The following is a 25,597-nucleotide window of genomic DNA, read 5'->3' as shown; positions in this document are numbered from 1 at the left end:
GTATTTTTCTATGATGCGGAGCATTATTTTTATCTTTAAGTGCTTGCTTTAATTCTTCGACTTGTGTTTGGGTAAGTTCTTTTGTCATAATACCATTATAACGCTATTTTTGATTTTTGTTAAGTATTAGATAGTAAATAATGAGAAGTCAGCTGAGTGCTGACTTTTCTTCTATTCTGTTGTCAGTAAAATCCTTTTCAAATCTTGGACGGTTTCGACTATCATGGTGGCCCCAGCCTTTTCAAATTCCTGTTTGTTCCCATAGCCGTAAAGAACACCGATGGCAGGAAGTTGGTGTTTGCGTGCTCCTTCAATATCATGTTCTCTATCTCCAATCATCACAGCATGGTTTGGATATGCTTCTAATTGATTTATAGCATAGCTGATGACGTCCGCCTTACTGATGCGACTACTATCCAGACTAGCACCGGCAATGACATCAAAGTAGTGAGCAATACCAAAATGTTCTAGGATCTGTTTGGCAAATATTTCTGGCTTTGAGGTAGCAATTACTAGTGTTTTTCCAGCTGTTCTCAATTCTTCAAGCAGAGGGATGATTCCAGGATAGAGTTGATTTTCGAACATTCCTTTTTCTTTAAAATAGACACGGAAAGCGTCAACTGCACTTTGTGTATCTTCAGGGCTGAGTTGGTAGAATCGTGAAAAAGATTCATAGAGTGGCGGGCCGATGAATCGGTTTAAATTGGCTGTATCTGGTTCTTCAATTCCCATTTTTTCTAGTGCGTAGGCGACGGAGTTTAAGATTCCTTGTCCAGAATCAGTAAGAGTTCCATCTAAGTCAAATAATATAGTTTGATACATACTTATCTCCTTTCTTTCAGTATAACACAGACGATGAAAAACGGAAAAGATTTATTGAAAGCTGAATACTAGCGTGATATACTAATAATATAAAGGAGGTTAGTATCATGCATATTCTGATTGCTCCAGATTCATTTAAAGAGTCTCTTTCAGCTATAAAGGTTGCTGAAGCGATTAAAAAAGGATTTTCTAAAGTTTATCCACAAGCAGGGTATGACTTAATTCCCCTAGGAGATGGTGGCGAAGGGACAGTTGAGAGTCTAATGCAGGCCTTATCCTTGGATGTAACCCAGACTTGGGTGACAGGTCCATTTGGAGATAAAATTAAGGTTTCCTATGCGGTTAAAGATGATCATGCGGTTTTTGAAATGGCTGAGATTGTAGGGCTGGCAAGTATCCCGCATGGAAAAAGGAGTCCTCTCTTTATTAAGACACAAGGGGTTGGGGAGCTGATTGTAGAGCTCGTTCAAAATGGTGTTAAACGCATATTTATAGGAGTAGGTGGCTCTGCCAGCCATGATGGTGGTATCGGAATGGCGGCAGGCTTAGGAGTGAAATTTTATAATCGAGAGGGAAAAGAAGTAGAGGCAATTGGAGCTCATATCGGGGAGATTGTCAGCTTTTCCACAGAGGATATGTTGGTAGATTTATCTCAGGTCAGGATTGATTTGGTAACGGATGTGGAGAATCCACTTTGCGGACCAGCGGGAGCCACATTTGTTTTTGCAGGTCAGAAAGGTCTTGCCTCTGCTGAATTTGAACTAGTAGACAAGAAAATGGAGTCCTTTTATAAATTGGTTAATCCAATGCTACTCGATTTAGCAGGAGCGGGTGCTGGAGGAGGTATGGCAGCAGGTTTAGTCCAATTTGCTGGTGCTCGCATTCAAAAAGGCATCGACTTTGTCTTGGACCAGTTGGATTTTGATCATCGCGTTGCTAAAGCGGATCTGGTTGTGGTCGGAGAAGGGCGGATGGATGCCCAGAGCTTATCAGGGAAGACTCCGATAGGAGTAGCTAGACGTACACCGACTGGGATTCCTATCATTGCAATTTGTGGTAGCCTCAAAGACGATCTTCCCGAGTTTCCTTTTGAAAATATCTGCGCCGCTTTTCCGATAATTGCAAGCGTTGAAAGTTTGGAGGACACGCTTCAAAAAGCAGAAAAAAACCTGGTCCGCACGGCAGAGCAGGTGGCAAGAATTCTTCAGTTAGGAGGCCAACAAAGATGGCATTAGTGAAATATGTGGCTATTATCTTATTTATTTTTATTTGTCTTGCAAAGCTAGTATCCGTTTTGAGACTTTCCGAAAAAGAAAGAGGAATGGAAACGAATGTAATAAAGGCAAATGGAGCAATGTTCTTTTTCAATGAAAAAAATGAAAGAGGCAGATTGCTAGGAATCCTTTGTCTAACCTGTATTATTTTTACTTTAATATTTATACTGCTTTATTTATAAATAAGTCTAACCAAATAATTTTTTCCAGAAGGAAGGTTTTGCATCTTCCTTTTTTTCTTCTGGTTTTGAGATAAGATTTGGAAATATGGAGTCTAAGCTAACTTCTTCATTATCCACAGCGTGATTTGTGTGAAAGACAAGTGCGTAGGGAGACTGTCCTATTTTTTCATCGATGATAGCGGTAGTAATGCCGAAGTTCTGAGCAATTTTTAGTAGTGAAATTTGTTGCTTGTCAGACAGGGCTGGCGAGAGTTTGAGGAATAGAGGAGAGTAGCTATTTGCTAGTTTTTGGCAAATTGTATCGAACTTATTTCCGACGACTTCACTACTCAAATCGTCAAAGGAAACGAGCAGGACAACCCGTTCGCGATAGGTTCCCATGTATAGACGTTGTTCATCTGGATTCAATCGTGTTTCGCCAGAGGCTTTCTGTAGTATGGTAGTATTTAAATCGTTCATGGTTTCAGTATAACATACTCAGTTAACTTTGAAAAGGAAGGCGTTTACATTATTTCTTTCAGTAAAATAACCTGTTTTTTCTTGAAAAATCCCTTCTTTTAGGGTATGATAGCTATGTAACAATTTTAAACTCAAAGGAGAGTAATATAATGTCAATTATTACTGATGTTTACGCTCGCGAAGTCCTTGACTCACGCGGTAACCCTACACTTGAAGTTGAAGTTTATACTGAATCAGGTGCTTTCGGACGTGGTATGGTTCCTTCAGGAGCTTCTACTGGTGAGCACGAAGCAGTTGAGCTTCGCGACGGTGACAAATCTCGTTACCTTGGTCTTGGTACTCAAAAAGCTGTTGACAACGTGAACAACGTGATTGCTGACGCTATCATCGGTTTTGACGTTCGTGATCAACAAGCTATCGACCGCGCTATGATCGCTCTTGACGGTACTCCTAACAAAGGTAAATTGGGTGCAAACGCAATCCTCGGTGTTTCTATCGCTGTTGCGCGTGCTGCTGCTGACTACCTTGAAGTGCCACTTTACACTTACCTTGGTGGATTCAACACTAAAGTATTGCCAACTCCAATGATGAACATCATCAACGGTGGTTCTCACTCAGACGCTCCAATCGCTTTCCAAGAATTCATGATCTTGCCAGTTGGCGCTCCTTCATTCAAAGAAGGTCTTCGTTGGGGTGCTGAAGTATTCCACGCTTTGAAGAAAATCTTGAAAGCTCGTGGTTTAGTAACAGCTGTTGGTGACGAAGGTGGTTTCGCTCCTAAGTTCGAAGGAACTGAAGACGGTGTTGAAACAATCATCGAAGCTATCGAAGCTGCTGGTTACGAAGCTGGCGAAAACGGCATCATGATCGGTTTCGACTGTGCGTCATCTGAATTCTACGACAAAGAGCGTAAAGTTTACGACTACACTAAATTCGAAGGTGAAGGCGCTGCTGTTCGTACATCTGCAGAACAAATCGACTACCTTGAAGAATTGGTTAACAAATACCCAATCATCACTATCGAAGACGGTATGGATGAAAACGACTGGGATGGCTGGAAAGCTCTTACTGAGCGTCTTGGCAAACGCGTTCAATTGGTTGGTGACGACTTCTTCGTAACAAACACTGACTACCTTGCACGTGGTATCAAAGAAGGTGCTGCTAACTCAATCCTTATCAAAGTTAACCAAATCGGTACTCTTACTGAAACATTTGAAGCTATCGAAATGGCGAAAGAAGCTGGTTACACTGCAGTTGTATCACACCGTTCAGGTGAAACTGAAGATTCAACAATCGCTGACATCGCAGTTGCAACTAACGCTGGCCAAATCAAGACAGGTTCATTGTCACGTACAGACCGTATCGCTAAATACAACCAATTGCTTCGTATCGAAGATCAACTTGGTGAAGTTGCAGTCTACAAAGGCTTGAACTCATTCTACAACTTGAAAAAATAAATTAGTACAGTGTACTAATTTATCCCCGAGCTAGAATAGCGAGGGTTATAATAAGAACAAGTCTGGAAAGTTCCAGACTTGTTTTTCTATGTACAGTGTGCTAATTTATTTTCGGGCTAACAAAGTGAGGGACAGCAAAACTCTCTAGGTAGTTTTCTTTGCCTTGATATTGATAAAATGATATTCTAAAAAGGCAGATCAACTTAAGTATTCTCATTTTGAAAAGAGATGGAGAGTGGGATGATAGAGTGGATATTTTTTGATTTGGGTTCGACGCTTTTAGATGAAGAGGCTGCTTATGGTTATTATATAGACAAGTGTGTGAAGAAGTTAGAGTCTCTGGATATAGAGGTTTCATCAGATTCTTATAAAAAGAAAATGGTGGACTATGCTCATAAGTCGCTGGACCCTATTCGTGCGACCTGGCAATATTTTGCACCGACCGAGCCACGTCCTTTGTGGACAAATGAGGGTGTGAGCCTGTATCCTGAAACAATAGATGCTCTAGAGAAGTTATCACAAAACTATCGTTTGGGGATTATTGCCAATCAGTCTAGTAGTATTAGAGAACTGCTTAAAGAGTGGGGAATTGAGTCTTATTTTCAACTCATCATCCTCTCTGAAGAGGTTGGACTATCTAAACCAGATACAACGATTTTCACACTTGCCTTACAAAAAGCAAACATCCCTGCAGATAGAGTTGTCTATGTCGGGGATAGGTATGATAATGATATTCTACCTGCTAAATCTTTGGGAATGTGGACTGTACGGATACTGACAGGTTTTGGAAAGCATGCCAGTGAAAATGAAAAATTGAAGAGTGATTGGGTAATTCCTTCATTGCAAGAGATAACAAATATTTTTGAACAAACAAAAAACTAGACTGAACAGTCTCAGCCTAGTTTTTACATGTATTAGAACAAGCCTTTAACTTTATCTAAAAGACCGTTAACACCTTCAGAACCTGATAACAAGCCTTTTGCTTGTTCCAAGTATTCACCGAATTGGTCCTTGTTTTCTTCGATAAATTGTTTTGCACCATCAAAGTCTTTGTTTGCAATCAATTCTTTTACTTGGTTAAAAAGATCTACTGGATTCATGTTGAAATCACCTCCTATGGGACTATTAAACCAAAACTGGACGGATTTCACAACTGAAACGACTTATAAAAATGTAACGCAAACTGCTTCAGGAACATAGAAATCGTGTGAAAGCTCAGTCAAACAGCCATTTTCGGCATCTCTTTCGAATACAGTTGCATTGTCAGAATCTTGATGGACAACAATCAAATGCTTTTCATCAGGACTAAGCGTGAAATCGCGAGGAGTTTTTCCATTTGTTGGGACGATTTCAACTAATTCTAAGCTGGCATCAGCAAGCGTTTTGTAGACTGCGATAGAGTCGTTTCCGCGGTTGGATCCATAAATAAATTTACCATCCTTTGTGATGCGAATAGCGGCAGTACCGTTGAAACCAGTATGGTCTTCTGGGAGAGTAGAGACAGTTTGTAGGTGTTCAAATTGTCCCCAGCCGTCATAGATAAGCACCTCAATAGTTGAATTGAGTTCACAGATGAGATAGGCGATTTTTGCGACAGGATGGAAGACAATGTGACGTGGACCACTTCCTGGCGCAGCCTGATAGGTTGCGATTTTCTCTACTTTTCCTTGGTCAGATACCTTATAGGTTACCACTTGATCACATCCTAAATCACAGGTTACTAAAAATTTATCGGGCGTCAAATCAGAAAAGTGAACGTGGGCGGAAGCTTGGTTTTCGTGCGGCCCAGATCCTTCGTGCTGAGCGACATCAGCTAATTCTAGTGAACCATCCGACAAACGTTTATAAACAAGTAGTTGCCCTTTGTGGAAATTGGAGCCATAAACTAAATCTCTTGCTTCATCTACAGCGACATAGCAAAGTGGTGCGCCCTCTGATACAACATGGTTGAGTAGAGTATAGTCAGCATTAAAGGCAGCGATACCTCCTAGACCATTTTCAGCGCCAACGGAGTATAGATGTCCGGCCTTATCAAAGGCAAGGTAGGTAGGGTTAGGTTCTTCAGTGACCAATTCTAGATTGCTAAGTTGTCCTGTCTCAGAGTCAAAATTTGCTTTATAAATTCCTTTTGATTCACGTTTTGTGTAGGTACCGAAATAGATAGTCATAGGATTCTCCTTTTTGGAAATGATTGATAAAATTATACCATGTTTTTCTGAGAAAGTCGTATAAATTCTGTAGTTGATTTTTACAAAAATCCTTTCTCCATGTTACAATAGAAAAAAAGACTAGGAGTGTATTAGATGGAAGATAAGCATCAAAAATTTAGTCTGACTTGGTTTTTCCGCTTGTTTTTAAATAGCCAAGCGGTGACATTTTTATTAGTAACCTTGCTGACTTTTTTGACCATATTTATTTTTAGTAAAATTAGTTTTTTATTCAGACCAATAGGAAGCTTTTTAGAAATTGTATTGTTACCGATGATTTTAACAGGTCTTTTGTATTACCTGTTAAATCCGATGGTTGACTGGATGGAAAAGCATAAAATTTCTCGTACAGTTGGTATTTCCATTCTCTTTGTTTTAATCAGTCTTCTCATTATCTGGGGACTGGCGGTGGCAATTCCGAGTATTCAAGAGCAAGTGACATCTTTTGCGCAAAATCTTCCTTCGAATATCCAGAAAATCGAAGGACAGGTAACTGGGCTCCTACAGGATCAGCGCTTTGAACAATTTAGACCAACAGCTCTGGATATGTTAAATAAGGTCAATGATCAGGTCGTTGCCTATGCTCAGAAGTTTTCCTCAAGTGCTGTGAATTGGGCAAGTAATTTGATTTCAACCGCTTCGCAGATTATTGTTGCTATTTTAATTATGCCTTTTATTCTCTTTTATCTGTTACGGGATGGTCAGTATTTGAATAAACACATCACCCAATATCTACCAACCAAGTGGAGAGAGCCAATTGGAACAGTACTATCAGATGTGAATGGGCAATTATCAAACTATGTTCGTGGTCAGGTGACCGTTGCGATTATTGTTGCCCTGATGTTCTCAGTGATGTTCTCAATCATTGGTCTTAGCTATCCAATAACTTTGGGGGTGATGGCTGGTTTCCTCAATCTAATTCCGTATCTGGGTTCTTTCTTGGCCATGATTCCAGCTGTTATTTTAGGATTGATTGCTGGTCCAATCATGCTGATAAAGGTTTTAGTAGTCTTTATGATTGAGCAGACTATAGAAGGTCGTTTTGTGACACCATTGATTATCGGAAGCTCCCTAAGTATTCATCCGATTACCATCTTATTTGTATTATTGACAGCTGGTCAGATGTACGGTGTCCTGGGAGTTCTTCTGGGAATTCCAATATATGCCTCTATTAAGGTTTTAGTGAAAGCGGCATTTGAGTGGTACAAGGCACACAGTAGTTTGTATGAAGATGAAGAAAATGAGGTTGTGAATGAACAATAGTGAAAAAATGTTGGTTTGTTTGGACCAACAGGATTTAGATAAGGCAGATAAGTATTTCAAGCGCGCCTTGGCGCAAGATGATAGTGAAACGCTTTTGTCCTTGGCAGCCTACTTAGAAGGCATTGGTTTTTTCCCACAGGCTAGACAAATCTATGAACAGGTCAAAGAAGAATTTCCCGAAGTACTAATCAATCTTGCCCAAATAGCATTTGAAGATGGCTTGGTTGAAGAAGCTTTCGGATATTTGGAGGAAATTTCGGAAGACAGTCCTGTCTATGTGGAAGCCTTGTTGGTCAAGGCGGACCTGTATCAGGCAGAAGGCTTGTCGGATGTGGCGCGTGAAAAATTGTTAGAAGCAAGTCACTTATCAGATGAACAAATCGTCTTTTTTGGCTTAGCAGAATTGGATATGGAACTGGAGCTTTTTAATGAGGCTATTTCCTATTATGCCCAGCTGGATAATCGTGAAATCTACGAATTAACGGGAGTTTCCACCTATCAGCGAATTGGTATTGCCTATGCAAGTTTAGGGAAATTTGAAGCAGCAATTGAATTTTTGGAAAAAGCTGTTGAGCTGGAATACGATGATCAGACAGTTTTTGAGTTAGCAGCTCTGCTATTTGAACGAGAAGAATACCAAAAGGCAAATCTCTACTTCAAGCAACTGGATACCATCAATCCTGATTTTGAGGGCTATGAATATGCCTATGCACAGTCGCTTCATGCCGAGCATAAATTAGAAGATGCCTTGGCTATGACTCAAAAAGGCTTGGCTAAAAATGACTTTGATGCCAATCTCTTGCTCCAGGCTTCTCAGTATGCCTATGAATTGCATGACGAGGCGGGGGCAGAAGATTATCTTCTACGGGCAAAAGAGGTGGCAGATGATAGTAACGAACTAGCTCTACGCTTGTCCAATCTGTATCTTGAACAGGAGCGATTTGAAGAGGTTGTGGCTTTATTTGATGAAGAGGTAGATAACGTTCTAGCTCGCTGGAATGTGGCCAAAGCCTATCAAACTCTAGAAAGAGATGATGAAGCTATTGAGCTTTACGATGAATTGGCTGGAGAATTGGCTAAGAATCCTGAATTTTTGGCTGATTACGTAGCGGTTTTACGTCAACTTGGTCGTTTGGATGAGGCAAAAGGGCAAGCTAGTCGTTATATCCAATTGGTGCCAGACGATTTAGCCATGCAAGAATTTTTGAATGAAGAGTAGGTTATGCAAGTAAATCGATTATTTCAATACAATACACTCGGTGCCTTGATGGCTGGACTGTATGGCGGCTCCTTGACGGTTGGCGAATTGTTGGAACATGGTGATTTGGGTTTGGGGACCCTGGATTCCATTGACGGCGAGCTGATTGTCTTGGATGGAAAGGGCTATCAGGCCAAGGGAGCAGGGGAGAAACCAGAAGTGGTTGAAGTTCCTGCTGATATGAAGGTTCCCTATGCGGCGGTCATTTTCCATGAGGCAGAAGTGATTTTCAAACAACGCTTTGAAATGACTCATGAGGAATTGCATCAGCGAATTGAATCCTATTATGATGGGGAAAATCTTTTTCGCTCCATCAAAATCAAGGGGACGTTTGCTCGGATGCATGTCCGCATGATTCCCAAATCGGTTTCGGATGTTCGTTTTGCAGAGGTGGCAAGTCGCCAGCCTGAATATACCGCTGAGAACATTTCGGGAACCATAGTTGGTATTTGGACGCCAGAGATTTTCCATGGTGTCAGCGTGGCGGGCTATCATTTGCATTTTATTTCAGATGATTTGACCTTTGGGGGTCATGTCATGGATTATGTTATCTCAGAAGGAATGGTAGAAGTGGGACCAGTAGATCAGCTAGATCAACGCTTTCCAGTCCAAGACCGCCAGTATCTTTTCGCTAAGTTCAACGCTAAGGAAGTCAGAGAAGATATTGATAAGGCGGAATAGGTTTCAATACAGAAAAACCCATGAAAATCAATTGATTTTCATGGATTTTATTTTGTCTTCTGTTGGGGTGACACGGAGGGTCTTCTGACCGCGGTAGGTCACAAAACCAGGCTTACCACCTGTTGGCTTATGCAGTTTCTTGGCTTCAATCATATCAACTTGAACCAAGTTAGAATGCCTTGCCTTAGAGAAGTAGGCAGCCAACTCCGCCGCATCTGTCTTGACTTCGTCGCTTGGGTCCAAGTTGTCTGTGATGACCACGTGGCTACCTGGAATGTCTTTGGCATGGAACCAGAGTTCGCCTTTTTTGGCCATTTTGAAGGTCAACTCATCATTTTGCAGGTTATTTTTTCCTACCAGAATAATGGTCTTCCCGTCCGTCGCCAAGTATCGTTCAGGTTTCTGACGCTTATGGATTTTCTCACGGTGGCGACGTTTGAGGTAGCCTGTTTCAATCAGCTCCTCACGGATTTCATCGATTTCTGCCAGACTAGCCTGTCCCAGCATGGTGTCAACGGACTCCAGATAGACAATGGTCGACTTGGTCTCCTCAATCAAGTTGGTCAGGTGTTTGACCGCCTCTTTGAGTTTCTGGTACTTCTTGAAGTAACGCTGGGCATTTTGGCTAGGAGTCAAAGCCACGTCCAACTCAATCTCCAACTCCTCGCCCGTATAGTAGTTGTCTAACCGCACACTCGGCTGGTCATTGGGCACCTGGTGCAGATAGGTGGTCAAGAGCTCGCCCTTTTGCCGCACCAACTCCGCCGTCTCCGTGTCCGCCAATTCCTGCTCCTGCTTGACCAGTTTCTTGCGATTCTTCTCCAACTCACTGGCCACCCGCTTGATCAGCTCATTGGCCTGCTGGGCCACTCGGTCCCGCTCCGCCTTGTCCTGATAGTAGAAGTCCAGCAGACTGCTCAGGCTCTCAAAGTGTGGCTGGCTTTCTGGGCTATTGGCAAATGGCAGAGCAGCATAGGACTTGTCTGTCAGGCTAGGCTGTGTTGCCTGGTCAAAAAAGGCACGGAAGTTCTTCAGGCGGTCTGACTGCAAATGACTGGCCAGTTCAGAAGCCGTATCCCGACCCAAACCTTGAAAGGCCTGTTGGAGATTTTTTGGACTCAGTTCCTGAGTCGATAGGATTTCAAACAATTTCTCGTCAGATACCGTGTAAGGATTGAGAGAATGCGTCTCTGGTGGTCGAATGTAGGTGGAACCAGGCAAGATCGTTCGGTAGGAATTTTGCGAGAAACCAACGTGCTTGATAGCCTCAATAATCTTTTGTTCAGACTTATCTACCAAGATGATATTGCTATGTTTCCCCATAATTTCTACTATCAGGGTAGCTTGGATATGGTCTCCAATCTCATCTTTGTTGGACACCGAAAACTCTAAAATCCGATCGTTTTCTAGCTGTTTAATTTCCTCGATAACCGCTCCTTGTAAATACTTCCTCAGAATCATGGTAAAGGTATTAGGCACCTTAGGATTTGTAAATTCTGTTTGAGTAAGCTGGACACGGCCAAAAACGGAATGTGCAGACAAGAGCAATTTATGGCTCTGACGGTTGCTGCGGATGTTCAGAACAATTTCCTGTTCAAAGGGCTGGTTGATTTTCTGAATCCGCCCACCTTCTAAATTGGCCCGTAACTCAGCCGTCATGTGATGTAAAAAAAATCCGTCAAAAGACATGTTTTTCCTCTTTCTAATAGCTATAACTCAGTCTAGTATATCATATTTTGACGTTTTTTGATGAGACTGGTAGTCCCTACTGACATAAAAAGTTTTCAGAAAATTTAATCAAAAGTATTGACAAAGATTGATGGATGCCGTATAATCGTCTGTAATCAGAAGAAGTAGTAAAGCAGAAGTCTTCAGGGAGCCTGTGGCACTGGGAACAGGTGGCGGAGTTTTATGAAATGGGCTGATGTGCATTTATGTCTATTTTATGATGTCGTTAGTCGGTCTTGCCGTACCACCAGTACTGCCTTCACCCGACTGCCTAGTCCTAAAATGCCCTAAATTCACAAGGATTGTTTGGCATAGCATACTTTGCGTAGACTGTTTTGGCCGAGTACGAGGCAGGTCGTCGCAGCTTATACTGGCGGTATAGCAAGGAGAGTTAACGAAGTAACTAGCCCAAACAGTCACGCAAATGAACTTAAAACAATGATAGTTCGGTCCGCACACCTTACAGTGCAACTCCTTGTTAGAGGAGATGAGATATGGGAGGATTCTAGACAATTCCCATAAGTGAGGTGGCACCGTGTCATTGACGCCCTCGCAGGTTGGTTTTTCCTGCGGGGGCTTTTTCCTTTAGTCATTCAGTTTATCTTTTATTACGTCGACGAATGAGGAAACTTCGTTTCCATATTTCCAACTTCAAATAATTTCATCATTATTTGAACTCGCTTTGCCGTACTCTGCAGGGGTGACTTGCTCCGCAAGTGCTATTTCCAAGCTTGTACAGTCACTCGACTGTACAAGCTGCCTGCAGCTGTTGATGCGAACTTTGTTCGCTTTATTTCCAACCTCCAACTATCTCCCAGATAGTTGGAGCAAGTACTAAAAGTAAACTGAAAGACTATTATCTAAACGAGGTAATTATGATGAAACGATGGCGATGGTGGGATAATATATTGATGATATAGAGATTGAATGTTGTGTATTTTTAAAGGAGAATGAATATGTTGAAAAATAAAAATTTACTTGCTACAATTGTTGCCCTCACTGTTATGGTAATTGCTGCCCTGTTTTTGACGCAAAAAGAACAGAACAATTCATCTAATAGCACAGAAAAAGTTAAAATTGGAGTTCTGCAATTTGTGACACATGATTCATTAGATGAGATTTATAAGGGAATCAAGGCAGGTCTTAAAGAAGGTGGCTATTCTACAACAGACAATCTGGAGATTGATTTTATGAATGCTGAGGGTGATCAATCCCAAGTTCAAACCATGAGTAAAAAACTGGTGGACAATGGCAATGAATTATTGATTGGTATCGCAACAGCTGCTGCACAAGGTCTTGCCAATGCAACCACAGAATTACCCATTATCATGGGAGCTGTGACAGATCCAGTCGGAGCCAACCTGGTGACGGATTTGAAAAATCCTGGTGGAAATATCACAGGGGTATCTGACCAAACACCAGTAGCAGATGCAGTTTCTCTCATTAAAGAAATTACACCAGACGCTAAAACTATCGGTGTCCTCTATTCTTCAAACGAGGACAATTCAAAAATTCAAGTAGCGGAATTTAAGACTGCGGCGGAAGAGGCTGGCTATACTGTTCTTGAATATGCAGTTGCTTCTAGTAATGAAATTGCAGCGACAGTAGAGGTCGCAAGTAGTAAAGCAGATGTTCTCTTTACACCAGTAGATAACACAGTTGCTTCAGCATTTTCAACTGTCGTATCTGTGGCAAATAAAACCAAAACTCCGATTTTCACCAGCGTAGAAGACATGGTAGAAGGTGGAGGTATCGCATCTGTTACCCTTAGCCAATATGACTTGGGTGTGGCAACTGGTAAGATGGCTGCGAAAATTCTTGATGGTGTCAATCCAGCGGATACACCTGTACAAATCTTTAACGAAGGAACCGTTGTCGTTAACCAAAAAGTTGCTAAAGAATTAGGAATTACCTTGTTAGATGACGTGATTAGTAAAGCAAGCAAGGTTATCGAATAAGAGATAAGAGAAAAGGAAAAATATGATTGTATCAACAGTTTCACAGGCTCTTTTATGGGCTGTACTAGGTTTGGGAATATTCGTTACCTTTCGGATTCTGAATTTTCCTGATATGACGACAGAGGGCTCTTTCCCACTTGGAGGAGCGGTTGCTGTTACCTTATTGACGCAAGGAGTTCATCCTATCTTGGCTACTCTAGCAGCAGTTCTTGTTGGCTGTTTGGCGGGCTTTGTCACAGGCTTGCTTTATACCAAGGGGAAAATTCCCACTCTCCTGGCTGGTATCTTGGTCATGTCTTCCTGTCACTCTGTCATTCTATTTATCATGGGTAGGGCAAATCTAGGCTTACTGAATACCAAACGTTTACAAGATTTCCTTCCTTTTTCTGAGCAAATCAATGGTCTCTTGCTAGGTCTAGGTAGCCTAGTGGTGGTGATTGGTGCCTTGATGTTCTTCCTCTATACTCGCCTTGGACAGGCCTTTATTGCAACAGGGGATAATCCAGATATGGCACGCAGTTTTGGTATCAATACAAGTCGAATGGAGTTGCTAGGCCTTGTTCTTTCAAATGGGATCATCGCTCTTGCAGGTGCCTTGATTGCACAACAAGAAGGCTATGCGGATGTGTCGCGTGGCATTGGTGTCATTGTAGTCGGTATGGCTAGTCTGATTATCGGTGAGGTAATTTATGGTAACCTTACTATGTTAGAACGATTCTTGGCCATTGTTGTCGGAGCGATTTTCTATCAGTTCTTAATTTTGGTGGTTATTTCCCTCGGTATCAATACCAGCTACCTCCGTATCTTCTCGGCCATGATTCTGGCGGTCTGCCTCATGGTTCCTGAGTTGAAAAATAAACTTCTGAAAGGAGCCAGTCTGTCACGATGAAAGCAATTGTTGAATTAAAAAATGCCACCAAGGTGGTGACAAACGGTTTTGATGAAGAACGTGTGATTTTGGACAATGTCAATCTGACCATCTATCAGGGTGATTTTATTACCATTTTGGGTGGAAATGGGGCTGGGAAGTCAACCCTCTTTAATGTCATTGCTGGAACCCTACCCTTGACCAGTGGTTCTGTCCATATTCTTGGCGAGGATGTGACCAATTGGCCTGCAGAAAAGCGTGCTAAGTATCTGGCACGTGTTTTCCAAGATCCCAAAATGGGCACAGCTCCGCGGATGACGGTGGCTGAAAATCTGCTCGTCGCTAAATACCGAGGTGAGGGACGCGGCTTAGTGCCACGCAGATTGGCCCAACAGACGGAAGAATTTGCCCAACTTTTGCCGAGAGTGGGAAATGGTCTAGAAAAACATCTGGACACGCCAGCAGGGCTCTTATCAGGTGGTCAACGCCAGGCATTGAGTTTGTTGATGGCGAGTTTGAAACAGCCTGAACTCCTGCTCTTGGATGAGCATACCGCAGCCCTTGACCCCAAAACTAGTCAATCCTTGATGCAGTTAACAGACGAATTGATTGAGACCAAGGGAATGACGGCCCTCATGGTCACTCATCAGATGGAAGATGCGCTGCGTCACGGTAATCGCTTGATTGTCATGAAAAATGGTCAGATTATTCAGGACCAAACAGCTGAAGAAAAATCCAAGATGAAACTGGAAGATTATTATAAGTTGTTTGATTAGTTTGAGGTTTATGTGTCAATAAAGATAAAGAAAGAATCCTGTGTTTGGTCAGGATTCTTGTTTTTTATAGTAGATTTTTGTAGTAAAATTCGACAATAGGTCTGGCAATTTTTTCAGCCAGCATAACAGGTACAGCATTTCCTATTTGCTTATATTGTTCATTTAATCGATGGTTCTCTGTCACATTTCCTTTATTTCCGTTAGAAAATTCAAACCAATCCGGAAAGGTTTGAATGCGAGCACATTCTCTGACAGATAGTCTACGATTATGGTTTCCTTGAAATACCCATGTTTCCTTGTCTATTTTTTTCATAGGTAATCCGTGGGGATGCTGGGGTGCCTGTCTAGCGCTGGCTTGGATTGTAAAGCTTTGCTCTTCCCATGTTTTCTTACGGTTTCGGCTCATGTACATAGAAGAATATGTTGAATCGAAGACATCGCTCGGCTCAAGAGGTAAATCTCCAATTGCATCTTTGAGTGTCACATATTTTTCTTTTTCTGGACCGTGTGTTGCAGGTGGCAGTTGATAGACATAGTTGAATTTCTTCTGAATATCTTTTCTTACACCAATAATGAAAACACGTTCTCTTAATTGTGGAACTCCATAATCTCGTGCGTTTACAAGGTGAGCAGTAACGACATAGCCAGCGGCTGCAAAGTCTTCTGTAATTTGTTCTAGCACTTTTCCTTTTCCGAGTGTCATTAGACCTTTAACATTTTCTGCAATAAAGAACTCAGGTTTTGACTGCATGAGTGCACGGATGTAATGAATGTATAAGAAGTTACGCTCATCATCAAGCAAGCGTGGACCTGCAACACTAAAGCCTGGACAAGGAAATCCTCCAAGAATGATATTGGATTTTGGAAAAAGGGAAACTTTTTGGATATTTTTAGAACTTTTGTAAGTCGTATCAGGGAAGTTTTTTAGGTAAGACTGATTTGCTGATTCAAATAAATCATTTGAAAAAATGAAATTGATAAGCTTGTTTCTGTGACTATCATAGGACAACTTTGATTGGAACAGTTGATAAGCTTTTTCTTGACCGTACTGAGCAACAAGACCAGCTAATTCGACACCTAAATCAAGTCCACCACAGCCACTAAAGAGGGAAACAATATTGATTTTGCTTTCATCGTATTGAATAGTATCAATAACAGCTTGTTCCTTATCTTTTTCCTCTTGAGTAATGGCATCTTCGACTTTTTGAGTTTCTTCTTTGATTTTAGCTTGTAATATTTCTTCAATCTCTTCTACAGTGAAGGTGGATGAAGATATAAATTGCTTGTTTGTTTTTTTCATAAGAACTCCCAACTGAATATATACTTTACAAGTATAACAAAAAAAAATAAACTTGGCCAGTAGAAACTATTGTGGGATAATAAAGGTAGTAAAAATATATAGGAGTAGTAGAATGGCTAAGCAGACAGTACAAGGAAAAGGATTTGAATATGCTTGTATTACAACTTTTTACAAGGCTTTGACAGAATTGGGGATGAGATGTGAAATTGAAGAGAGCAAGGCCTATCTAACTGCACAAGATAATTTCCAAAAATTAGATGGCATTTTACAGGAAGACATGTTTCAAGCAGCTAAGGCGAGTCTAAATACTATTTTAAAGGCAGAACCAAATCTTTCTAATGGACAGGAATTAGTGACCTTATCCATTTTAGTTGATAAAAGTGGTGGAGATGGTGATGTTAGGGATATTGTATTTATCAAAGGGGAAACTGATTGGGAGATTGGAATTTCTTGTAAACATAATCATCACGCCCTAAAACATTCTAGGCTATCCAATGACATAGATTTTGGTTTGAAATGGTTGGGGCTTCCAGTTTCTAACGATTACTTTGAAGCCATCAAGCCTGTATTCACTAGGTTAGCAACTTTGAGGGATGAAACCAAGCACCTTGATAAAGCCGAGCAACATAAGTGGACTATGTTTGAAAATAAAGAGGTGGAGATTTATTTACCTGTTCTTGAAGCTTTTAAATTTGAGTTACTTCGTCTATACGAGCAACATCAGGAAGTCCCCAAACTTCTAATTGAGTATCTACTAGGGCGAAAAGATTTTTATAAAGTCATCGCAAAGGATAAGGAACGGAAAACGATTGTTCAGGCATTCAACTTAAACGATACCTTATCTATCAATTATCAAACCATTCGTCCAAAGACAAAAATCAAGGGATTATCGACAGTTTTACCAACAAGAATTTTCTCTTTAGACTACAAGAGAGGTTCTAAAAATACTCTGGAGTTGATTATGGATAATGGTTGGTCCATCAGTTTCCGTATTCATAATGCCTCTTCGAGAGTGGAACCTTCCTTAAAATTTGATATTCAGCTAATTGGTATCCCTCAGAGTGTGACAAATATTGAAGAGTATTGGGAAGATTGATTATCGACATACGGCAATCTGTTTGTCTAAAGTCTGGAGTAATCCAGGCTTTTCTTATCCTTTGAATTTTTAGTTATAAAGAAGTATAATATACTAAATATATCAAGAGGTGCTGTCATGGATAAATTGGTTTTTGAAAGCTTAGCTGACTTGGGAATGGACTACACCATTGTAGAGCATCCACCAGCTCTGACAACTGAGGAAGCAGACCGTTACATTGAAGGGGTAGAAGGAGTACGGACCAAGTCCATGTTTCTGACTAATAAGAAAAAGACTGCATTTTATTTACTGATCATGGATGACCAGAAGCAGTTGGATATGGACCAGTTTCGTGATTTGGTGGGAGCCAATCGTATTCGCATGGCCTCAAGTGAAAGCTTGATGGAAAAAATGCACTTGCCTGCGGGTGTGGTATCTGTTTTTGGCTTGTTACATAATGTTGATAAGGATATTCAAGTCTTTTTTGATAAAGAAATCCTTTCTAAACCCATTCTAACCTTCCACGCCAATGTTAATACGAAAACAATTTTTGTAAAGACAGAGGATATTTTACATTTTGTCGAAGAGATTGGCTTTTCAGCAACGATTGTTGACTTGGGGTAACAAAGATGAGAAAATGTTTAGCTATTTGTAGTCTGTTGTGTTGTCTCTTTTTGGTAGGATGTCGGACAGGAACAGCTTCTCAGGCAGAGATTGAACCGATGGAACAGTCAGAATTGTATACGGAAAAAGAGATTGAGGCGGCTATTCTTGTAGTTGAAGATTACTTTGATCACCATTTTAAAAGTTGTAAATTGCTGACTATCGGTTATAGTGGTGATAATGAAAAGGAATTTGATGAGTGGGCGGAGCACTATGGTGCAGAGGAAGCTATTATCCTAACTTCGTCTTTTAAGGTAGCAGCTGAGGGGGCAGAGCCCACCTTAGAGCCTAATAGTACCCATACGGATTGGAAATGGATTTTAGTGCGGAATGTTGGTGGTAAGTGGGAACATAAGGGACATGGTTACTAATGTATATGTAGAACTTCGTTGATTTTCAGCGGAGTTTTTTGTAAATTTTCTTGAAAAAATGTATAATAGAAGTGATAGCTATTTAGGAATTTCTATTTAAAAGTTGCTTTGATGGATGAATATAATGTTGAACCAAAGTGTGTCTTTTGCAAATAGAGCTCCGACATAGCAGACTGTAATTCGACTTGGAATTCCCAAGGACCGTTGGTAAGAAAAATAAAATGGACACCTGTGGGATGTCCAAAAGGAGTAAAGATGAGTACAATTAAAATTATGGCTCTTGGGGGTGTGCGGGAAAACGGAAAAAACCTGTACATTGCCGAAGTGAATGAACATATTTTTGTTTTGGATGCAGGGGCAAAGTATCCTGAGAATGAACAGTTAGGTGTGGATGTAGTCGTCCCTAATTTCGATTATTTGGAAGAAAATAAGCACCGTGTAGCAGGGGTCTTTTTATCTCACGGGCATGCGGATGCTATCGGAGCGCTTCCTTATCTCTTGGAGAAAGTGAAAGTGCCAGTATTTGGTTCGCACTTGACTATCGAATTGGCTAAGCTACTTGTCAAGGGGAATAATGCTACTAAGAAATTTAATGATTTCCATGTTATCAATGCTGACACTGAAATTGATTTCGGGGATTCAGTGGTATCTTTCTTTCAGACGACCCACTCTATTCCAGAGAGTTTAGGAATTGTCGTTAAGACGGATGAAGGAAATATTGTCTACACAGGTGACTTTAAGTTTGACCAAGCAGCAGATAAGTTTTATCGTACGGATTTTGGGCGATTGGCTGAAATCGGTAACGAAGGTGTGTTGGCCCTCTTGTCAGACTCAGCTAACGCAGATAGCAATGTTCAAGTAGCGAGCATGCATGAGGCTGGGGAGGAAATTCTCAATACGATTGCTGACTGTGATGGGCGTGTTATTGTGGCAGCAGTTGCCAGTAATATTGTACGTATTCAACAGATTTTTGATGCGGCAGAAGCAACTGGTCGTCGTGTCGTATTGACAGGACATGATGTGGAAAACATTGTCCGAACAGCGATTCAATTGAAAAAACTTCGTTTGGTCAGCGAACGCCTGTTGGTAAAACCAAAGGATATGAACAAGTATGAAGACCATGAATTGATTATTTTAGAAACTGGTCGTATGGGCGAGCCGTTAAATGGATTGCGTAAAATGTCTATCGGTAGACATCGCTATGTTGAAATCAAAGAAGGTGATCTAGTTTATATTGTTACCACTCCAAGTATTTCAAAAGAAGCGGTTGTTGCTCGTGTGGAGAACTTGATTTACAAGGCTGGTGGTACCGTAAAATCTATCACAAAGAATCTTCGCGTATCTGGGCATGGGAATGCGCGTGATTTGCAGCTCATGCTCAACATCATGAAACCTAAATATCTTTTCCCAGTTCAAGGGGAGTATCGTCAATTGGATGCTCACGCTAAGGCTGCGCTTGAAATCGGTATGTATCCAGAAAACATTATCATCGTTAAGCGTGGGGATGTCATGGCTTTTGAAGAGGGGGATTTTGTACATAGTGGAGCGGTTCCTGCTGGTGATGTCATGATTGACGGAAATGCCATGGGCGATGTTGGAAATATCGTCCTTCGTGACCGTAAGATACTTTCAGAAGATGGTATCTTTATCGTGGCCATCACTGTCAACCGCCGTGAGAAAAAAATCATTTCTAAAGCCAAGGTCAATACTCGTGGTTTTGTCTACGTGAAAAAGAGCAAGGACATCTTGCGTGAGGCATCAGAATTGGTGAATACAACGGTGGAAAATTACTTTACAAAGGATAGCTTTGACTGGACAGAGCTTAAGAGTGCTGTTCGCGATGATTTAGCAAAATTCCTCTTTGACCAAACCAAACGTCGCCCAGCTATTTTACCGGTAATTATGGAAGTCAAGTAAGCTGATTTATATACATAAGAAGAGCCGAGGAAACTCAGGCTCTTTACCATAAGGAGAAGATTTATGGCAATAATGAAAATTGAATACCACTCAGAAGCTCTAGATATGTCTAGACAGGTTACGGTTTTATATCCAGATCGCAATCGTGTGGAAAATCCTGATGACAACGACATTCCTGTCCTATATCTTTTGCACGGTATGGGAGGAAATCAGGATTCCTGGCTGAATCGTTCTACAGTGGAACGGTTGGTTCGTTATACCAATCTTATCGTGGTTATGGTCAATACAGATAAAGGCTGGTATACCAATACCACCTATGGCATGAATTATTATGATGCTATTGCAGTAGAGTTGCCTCAAATTCTCAAACGATTTTTCCCAAATATGTCTGACAAGCGGGAGAAGAATTTTATCGCTGGTTTGTCTATGGGTGGTTATGGGACCTTCAAGATTGCTATGATGACCAATCGTTTTTCACACGCAGCTTCGCTTTCAGGCGCATTGTATTTTGATTTTGATAATCCAGCGGCAGCAGAATTGGGGAGTCTTTCGTATTGGCGAGGAGTATTTGGTGATATTTCTGATAAACAGAATCCAAATAATTTGTTAGAAATTGCTAAACAATCCGATAAAAAGACCAAATTTTATGCCTGGTGTGGTGAGGAAGATTTTCTCTTTGAAGGGCATCAAAAGGCAGTTGGGGAGTTAAAAGAGCTGGGATTTGATATAGAGGCAAGTTTCGGACCTGGTAAACATGAGTGGTACTACTGGAATCAGCAGATTGAGAAGGTATTGGCTTGGTTACCAATTGATTTCAAATTGGAAGAAAGACTGTCCTAGTTTTTAAGAAAAGTTTCAGAAATTATGGCTATACTAAAACCTATTTCTAGAAAGAGGTATAGTCTATGAAACTTATTGGAAATATTCTACGGTGGATTTGGCGGACATTTTGGGGTCTGATTTGGTTATCAATGGTGTTATTGGCTTGTGGTCTAGGTCTGTTATTCTATTTTCAACAGGAAGCAGCGCCTCAGATGTTACAAACTCTAGCTCAAGAAGTGCAATTGATGGTCAAAGGGCAGTCTGAAGTGACGATTGAAGAAGGTGTTAATACCATTAAGCACCTGACGACAGATACAGTCAATACAGCAGACCATGGCCGTTGGGAAAGCAATACTGCGACTGTTTACCTTGAAACCCAGAATCCAACATTTGTAGCTGCCTATGAAACAGCTATTGCCAATTGGAATGCGACAGGGGCCTTCACTTTTGTGATGACAAGTGATCCAAATCAGGCTGATATTATTGCGACTGAGATGAATGATGGAAATACCCAGGCAGCAGGTGAGGCCAATTCAACGACTAATTTATTAACCAATTATTATAGCTCGGTAACGGTGCGTCTGAATAGTTTTTATTTATTAAACGACCAATATGGTTATGATATGGATAGAATTATCCATACAGCTGAGCATGAATTGGGCCATGCTATTGGCCTAGATCATGAAGATAGTCAGACCTCTGTTATGGAATCGGCAGGTTCTAATCATGGTATCCAGCAGGCAGATATTGATGCGGTCCTTGCCTTGTATTCAGAATAGAAGGGAAAATATGCTTCGAACAATTACAAACACAATAAAACGTTATCCTGAGCAAGCTCTGCTCTTTCTCTATAATGCTGGGATTTTTGCATGGATGCAGTCTACCAGCCATTCGATTATGGAACAAATCGGTATAGATAGCAACTGGTTTGATAAAATCCCCGAACCTATCAAGGCCTGGACAGGTGCAAGTCTAGAGAGTATGCAAACCTTACTCAATTCTTCCGCTTGGGGATGGCTGATTGTATCTATGATATTGATGTTGGTCATCCGCTTTGTCAAGGGCTTGATTAAGTTTGTCATCATGCTGATTATTATCGGCGGTGGTCTTTATCTGCTCTGGCAGAATAAGGAATTGCTTAGCGGTTTGGTCTAAATATTTTTTGAGAAGGACAGTGACGGTAAAGTCGCTGTTTTTTGTTGAAATCAGAAAAAGGATTCCGCACTGTTACCCTAAATTATGGTACAATATTTTTATGATTATTCTAAGTGGAAACAAGATTGAACGCTCTTTTGCGGGCGAGGTTTTATTTAATAATATCAATATTCAAGTGGACGAGCGAGATCGGATTGCCCTTGTCGGAAAAAATGGAGCAGGCAAGTCTACTCTGCTCAAAATCCTTGTCGGAGAAGAAGCTGCGACCAGCGGTGACATTTCAACCAAGCGTGATTTGTCCCTTTCTTACCTGGCACAGGACAGCCGTTTTGAGTCGGAAAATACCATTTACGATGAAATGCTCCATGTCTTTGATGACCTGCGGATGACGGAGAAACGCCTGAGGTCTATGGAAGAGCAAATGGGCAGTTTGTCTGGTAATGAACTCGACCAGCTCATGAAGACCTACGATAGTCTGTCGGAAGAATTTCGTCTGGCAGGTGGTTTTAGCTATGAGGCAGATATTCGTGCTATTTTGAACGGCTTTAAGTTTGACCAGACCATGTGGGACATGAAAATCTCCGAACTCTCAGGTGGTCAGAATACTCGACTTGCTCTGGCAAAAATGCTTCTTGAAAGCCCAGAACTCTTGGTCCTGGATGAGCCGACCAACCACCTGGACATTGACACGATTGCTTGGCTGGAAAACTACCTAGTACATTACAAGGGAGCCTTGATTATCGTCAGCCATGACCGCTATTTCTTGGACAAGGTGGCGACACTGACACTGGATTTGACCAAGCATTCCTTGGATCGCTATGTGGGCAATTATTCTCAGTTTGTCGAGCTCAAAGAGCAGAAGTTGCAAACGGAGTTGCAAAACTATGAAAAGCAGCAGAAGGAAATTGCCAAACTAGAAGACTTTGTCCAGAAAAATATTGTCCGTGCTTCGACCACCAAGCGTGCCCAGGCTAGACGCAAGCAGTTGGAAAAGATGGAGCGATTGGACAAGCCAACAACTGGTCAGAAGTCAGCCAACATGACCTTCCAGTCGGACAAGACTTCTGGCAATATCGTCTTGACAGTAGAACATGCTGCGGTGGGCTATGATGGAGAAATACTTTCTCAGCCTATTTCCATTGACCAACGAAAGCTGGATGCCATTGCTATTGTCGGTCCGAACGGAATCGGAAAAACAACCCTGCTCAAATCCATCATCGGAGCTCTGCCATTTATCAAAGGGGAAGCTAAGCTAGGTGCCAATGTGGAAGTGGGCTACTATGATCAGACCCAGTCAGCCCTGACGCCTTCCAACACTGTCTTGGAGGAGCTCTGGTCAGCCTTTCCGACCACACCTGAAGTGGAGATCCGCAACCGCCTTGGAGCCTTCCTCTTCTCAGGAGACGACGTCAAAAAGTCCGTGTCCATGCTGTCTGGTGGGGAAAAAGCTCGCCTGCTCCTCACCAAGCTGTCCATGGAAAACAACAACTTCCTCATCCTCGACGAGCCGACCAACCACCTGGACATCGACAGCAAGGAGGTCCTGGAAAATGCCCTGATCGACTTTGACGGCACCCTGCTCTTTGTCAGCCACGACCGCTATTTCATCAACCGCGTCGCCACCAAGGTGCTAGAAATCTCGGAAACGGGGTCCACGCTCTACTTGGGCGACTATGATTATTATTTAGAGAAAAAGGCAGAGCTGGAAGTAGAAGCCCAGCCTGACCAGCTAGAAAGCACCAGCCAATCAGCCGGAGCCATGGACTACCAAGCCCAAAAGGAAAACCAAAAAGAGCAACGCAAACTGGTCCGCCGCATCGAGCAAATCGAGGCAGAAATCGATATCATCGAAAACCGCCTGAGCGAGCTCAACCAAGCCATGCTAGAAACAAACGACATCGGCCAGCTGACCGATTACCAGAAAGAAATCGACCAACAGACAGCCCAACAAGAAAGCCTCATGGAAGAATGGGAAGCATTATCTGAGCAGATGGGGTAAGAAATAAGATGATCCAACAGAATACAGAAACACTCGAAGATAACTTACGATTTAATAAATTATCCAAACTGATTCAGACAAAATTGTCCCAATATTTTGAAACCTATCCTTCAGCTGTCCAGTGCCAATTAGTTTGTTTTGATAGAGATGAAACTCGTAGAAAAGTCCTTAGCTATGACATTTATTCCGATTTTGATAAGCTCTTCTGGGTAGAGTCAATAGCAAAGCCTATTTCTAGTTATTCCTACGGACATCAAATTGATAAAAAAGATATAGACAAACTAGATAGGGAGTTTATCTTGGATACTTTTCTTGGAATAGATGAAGAAAGAGGATAGATTTTCATGACCAAACACCCACGTTTCCTTAATAGCGACCAATTTTTCGCCTGTCCACATTGTGGGCAGGCTCTTGGTCTCGACCTCAACAGCCTCCGCTGTTCCAATCGCCACACCTTCGACATCGCCAAGCAGGGCTACGTCAATCTGGCACCCCAGGTCAAGCAGTCCGCCAACTACCACAAGTCTAGCTTTGAAAACCGCCAGGCCTTTTTAGAGGCGGGCTATTACGACCATCTCTATGCAGTTTTGGAGGGAAAAATAGCAGAGCTGGGGTTGTGTTCTATCCTAGACATCGGTTGTGGAGAGGGTTTTTATTCCCGCAAATTAGCTGAGAAAATGGACTTGGACATTCTTGCTTTTGATATTTCCAAGGATTCCATTCTCTTGGCAGCAAGGACAGACAGTACCAAGTCGGTCAAATGGTTTGTCGGTGACTTGACAAAGTTGCCCATTCAAGACAAGACCATTGACGGCATCTTGGACATCTTTTCCCCAGCCAATTATCAGGAATTTGCCAGAGTGCTGAAAGCTGGTGGAGCTATTCTCAAGCTAGTCCCAGGCCCCAATCACCTCAAGGAGCTCCGCCATTTAGCCAAAGACCAACTCCGCAAGGAAGCCTATGATAACCAAGAGATTGTGGACCATTTCAGGTCTTACGTGGGGCAGGTGGAGCAGGTGATGGTCAGCCAGACTATGCCGATTACAGCCGCCCATGCTCAAGTCCTGGCAGACATGACGCCTCTCTTTTTCCAAGTGGACCAGTCCAAGTTGGATTTGAGCCAGTTGACCGAGATTACGGTTGAGGGAGTGCTTTTGATTGGTACGATATAAAAAATGAAACCGCCTCTGATTTCAGAAGCGGTTTTGCTTTATTTCTCATACTCTTCGAAAATCATACTTAACAAAAATCAAAAATAGCGTTATAATGGTATTATGACAAAAGAACTTACCCAAACACAAGTCGAAGAATTAAAGCAAGCACTTAAAGATAAAAATAATGCTCCGCATCATAGAAAAATAC

General features: G+C 41.7%; 26 protein-coding genes. 20 read left to right on the top strand and 6 right to left on the bottom strand.

Annotated elements, in window-relative coordinates:
• Positions 1-171: 171 nt before the first annotated feature.
• Positions 172-822 carry an HAD family hydrolase gene (locus tag ODU39_RS09605; protein WP_105148404.1) on the bottom strand — a complete coding sequence of 217 codons (651 nt, stop codon included), beginning with the start codon at positions 820-822 and terminating at the stop codon, positions 172-174.
• A gap of 107 nt (positions 823-929) precedes the next feature.
• On the opposite strand from ODU39_RS09605, the gene ODU39_RS09600 reads away from it, so the two are divergent.
• Positions 930-2,057 (top strand): glycerate kinase, encoded by a 1,128-nt coding sequence (locus ODU39_RS09600; protein ID WP_105139757.1) that lies wholly within the window; start codon positions 930-932, stop codon positions 2,055-2,057.
• Complete coding sequence (locus tag ODU39_RS09595) at positions 2,048-2,278, top strand: hypothetical protein (RefSeq protein ID WP_105139758.1); 231 nt, start codon at positions 2,048-2,050, stop codon at positions 2,276-2,278. The genes ODU39_RS09600 and ODU39_RS09595 overlap by 10 nt, the downstream gene beginning before the upstream one ends.
• 6 nt (positions 2,279-2,284) lie before the next feature.
• Here ODU39_RS09595 and ODU39_RS09590 read toward each other — a convergent pair whose 3' ends face one another.
• Positions 2,285-2,737 carry a DUF1694 domain-containing protein gene (locus ODU39_RS09590; protein WP_105139759.1) on the bottom strand — a complete coding sequence of 151 codons (453 nt, stop codon included), beginning with the start codon at positions 2,735-2,737 and terminating at the stop codon, positions 2,285-2,287.
• A gap of 149 nt (positions 2,738-2,886) precedes the next feature.
• On the opposite strand from ODU39_RS09590, the gene eno reads away from it, so the two are divergent.
• Positions 2,887-4,194 (top strand): surface-displayed alpha-enolase, encoded by a 1,308-nt coding sequence (eno, locus tag ODU39_RS09585; protein WP_002935704.1) that lies wholly within the window; start codon positions 2,887-2,889, stop codon positions 4,192-4,194.
• A 240-nt stretch (positions 4,195-4,434) separates the two neighbouring features.
• Positions 4,435-5,076, top strand: a complete 642-nt coding sequence (locus ODU39_RS09580; RefSeq protein ID WP_398580334.1) for an HAD family hydrolase — start codon at positions 4,435-4,437, stop codon at positions 5,074-5,076.
• 32 nt (positions 5,077-5,108) lie between these two features.
• Here the strand turns inward: ODU39_RS09580 and ODU39_RS09575 are convergent, their stop codons facing one another.
• Both ODU39_RS09575 and ODU39_RS09570 read right to left on the bottom strand, forming a co-directional pair.
• Positions 5,109-5,294 carry a hypothetical protein gene (locus tag ODU39_RS09575; RefSeq protein ID WP_002935693.1) on the bottom strand — a complete coding sequence of 62 codons (186 nt, stop codon included), beginning with the start codon at positions 5,292-5,294 and terminating at the stop codon, positions 5,109-5,111.
• A 63-nt stretch (positions 5,295-5,357) separates the two neighbouring features.
• Positions 5,358-6,362 (bottom strand): lactonase family protein, encoded by a 1,005-nt coding sequence (locus ODU39_RS09570; RefSeq protein ID WP_398580333.1) that lies wholly within the window; start codon positions 6,360-6,362, stop codon positions 5,358-5,360.
• A 135-nt stretch (positions 6,363-6,497) separates the two neighbouring features.
• Here ODU39_RS09570 and ODU39_RS09565 point away from each other — a divergent pair, with 135 nt between their 5' ends.
• The 3 genes from ODU39_RS09565 to budA are packed head-to-tail and all read left to right on the top strand — an operon-like array spanning position 6,498 to position 9,603.
• On the top strand, positions 6,498-7,664 hold the full coding sequence (locus ODU39_RS09565; protein WP_044758602.1) for an AI-2E family transporter: 1,167 nt from the start codon (positions 6,498-6,500) through the stop codon (positions 7,662-7,664).
• Positions 7,654-8,883 (top strand): tetratricopeptide repeat protein, encoded by a 1,230-nt coding sequence (locus ODU39_RS09560; RefSeq protein WP_398580332.1) that lies wholly within the window; start codon positions 7,654-7,656, stop codon positions 8,881-8,883. Before ODU39_RS09565 ends, ODU39_RS09560 begins: the two co-directional genes overlap by 11 nt.
• 3 nt (positions 8,884-8,886) lie before the next feature.
• Complete coding sequence (budA, locus tag ODU39_RS09555; RefSeq protein WP_398580331.1) at positions 8,887-9,603, top strand: acetolactate decarboxylase; 717 nt, start codon at positions 8,887-8,889, stop codon at positions 9,601-9,603.
• Positions 9,604-9,630: 27 nt separating this feature from the next.
• Here budA and ODU39_RS09550 read toward each other — a convergent pair whose 3' ends face one another.
• Positions 9,631-11,292, bottom strand: a complete 1,662-nt coding sequence (locus ODU39_RS09550; RefSeq protein WP_105249306.1) for an NFACT family protein — start codon at positions 11,290-11,292, stop codon at positions 9,631-9,633.
• 995 nt (positions 11,293-12,287) lie between these two features.
• Between ODU39_RS09550 and trpX the strand changes: the two genes are divergently transcribed.
• From trpX to ODU39_RS09535, 3 genes are read left to right on the top strand one after another with little or no spacing between them, the layout of a single operon-like run.
• On the top strand, positions 12,288-13,289 hold the full coding sequence (gene trpX / locus ODU39_RS09545; protein ID WP_398580330.1) for a tryptophan ABC transporter substrate-binding protein: 1,002 nt from the start codon (positions 12,288-12,290) through the stop codon (positions 13,287-13,289).
• Between the two features lie 22 nt (positions 13,290-13,311).
• Entirely contained in the window at positions 13,312-14,178 is an 867-nt protein-coding gene (locus tag ODU39_RS09540; RefSeq protein ID WP_029172200.1) for an ABC transporter permease, read from the top strand.
• Positions 14,175-14,933 carry an ABC transporter ATP-binding protein gene (locus tag ODU39_RS09535; RefSeq protein ID WP_398580329.1) on the top strand — a complete coding sequence of 253 codons (759 nt, stop codon included), beginning with the start codon at positions 14,175-14,177 and terminating at the stop codon, positions 14,931-14,933. The genes ODU39_RS09540 and ODU39_RS09535 overlap by 4 nt, the downstream gene beginning before the upstream one ends.
• 64 nt (positions 14,934-14,997) lie before the next feature.
• Here the strand turns inward: ODU39_RS09535 and ODU39_RS09530 are convergent, their stop codons facing one another.
• Positions 14,998-16,233, bottom strand: coding sequence for a DNA cytosine methyltransferase (locus tag ODU39_RS09530; RefSeq protein ID WP_105257169.1), 1,236 nt, complete (start codon positions 16,231-16,233; stop codon positions 14,998-15,000).
• Between the two features lie 112 nt (positions 16,234-16,345).
• Between ODU39_RS09530 and ODU39_RS09525 the strand changes: the two genes are divergently transcribed.
• The 10 genes from ODU39_RS09525 to ODU39_RS09480 all read left to right on the top strand — a co-directional run bounded on the left by ODU39_RS09525 (position 16,346) and on the right by ODU39_RS09480 (position 25,407).
• Complete coding sequence (locus tag ODU39_RS09525; RefSeq protein WP_099832609.1) at positions 16,346-17,329, top strand: HaeIII family restriction endonuclease; 984 nt, start codon at positions 16,346-16,348, stop codon at positions 17,327-17,329.
• 117 nt (positions 17,330-17,446) lie between these two features.
• Positions 17,447-17,932: a prolyl-tRNA synthetase associated domain-containing protein gene (locus ODU39_RS09520; RefSeq protein ID WP_105257170.1), complete on the top strand. Its 486-nt coding sequence runs from the start codon at positions 17,447-17,449 to the stop codon at positions 17,930-17,932.
• 5 nt (positions 17,933-17,937) lie between these two features.
• Complete coding sequence (locus ODU39_RS09515; RefSeq protein ID WP_024410982.1) at positions 17,938-18,342, top strand: hypothetical protein; 405 nt, start codon at positions 17,938-17,940, stop codon at positions 18,340-18,342.
• Positions 18,343-18,597: 255 nt separating this feature from the next.
• Positions 18,598-20,259 carry a ribonuclease J gene (locus ODU39_RS09510; protein ID WP_024406880.1) on the top strand — a complete coding sequence of 554 codons (1,662 nt, stop codon included), beginning with the start codon at positions 18,598-18,600 and terminating at the stop codon, positions 20,257-20,259.
• 63 nt (positions 20,260-20,322) lie between these two features.
• Positions 20,323-21,099 (top strand): alpha/beta hydrolase family protein, encoded by a 777-nt coding sequence (locus ODU39_RS09505; protein WP_024406881.1) that lies wholly within the window; start codon positions 20,323-20,325, stop codon positions 21,097-21,099.
• Positions 21,100-21,164: 65 nt separating this feature from the next.
• A complete protein-coding gene (locus tag ODU39_RS09500; RefSeq protein ID WP_105140373.1) occupies positions 21,165-21,860 on the top strand; it encodes a M57 family metalloprotease in 696 nt (231 codons plus the stop codon).
• A gap of 10 nt (positions 21,861-21,870) precedes the next feature.
• Complete coding sequence (locus ODU39_RS09495) at positions 21,871-22,236, top strand: hypothetical protein (protein WP_012775249.1); 366 nt, start codon at positions 21,871-21,873, stop codon at positions 22,234-22,236.
• Positions 22,237-22,336: 100 nt separating this feature from the next.
• Positions 22,337-24,235, top strand: coding sequence for an ABC-F family ATP-binding cassette domain-containing protein (locus ODU39_RS09490; protein ID WP_398580328.1), 1,899 nt, complete (start codon positions 22,337-22,339; stop codon positions 24,233-24,235).
• Between the two features lie 8 nt (positions 24,236-24,243).
• Entirely contained in the window at positions 24,244-24,573 is a 330-nt protein-coding gene (locus ODU39_RS09485; RefSeq protein ID WP_002935667.1) for a hypothetical protein, read from the top strand.
• Positions 24,574-24,579: 6 nt separating this feature from the next.
• Positions 24,580-25,407 (top strand): putative RNA methyltransferase, encoded by an 828-nt coding sequence (locus tag ODU39_RS09480; RefSeq protein WP_105201813.1) that lies wholly within the window; start codon positions 24,580-24,582, stop codon positions 25,405-25,407.
• Positions 25,408-25,597 lie beyond the last annotated feature (190 nt).

This window comes from Streptococcus sp. 2021WUSS126 (genome assembly GCF_044427255.1).
GTDB lineage: Bacteria > Bacillota > Bacilli > Lactobacillales > Streptococcaceae > Streptococcus > Streptococcus hashimotonensis.
This window is presented reverse-complemented; position numbering and strand designations above follow the sequence as displayed.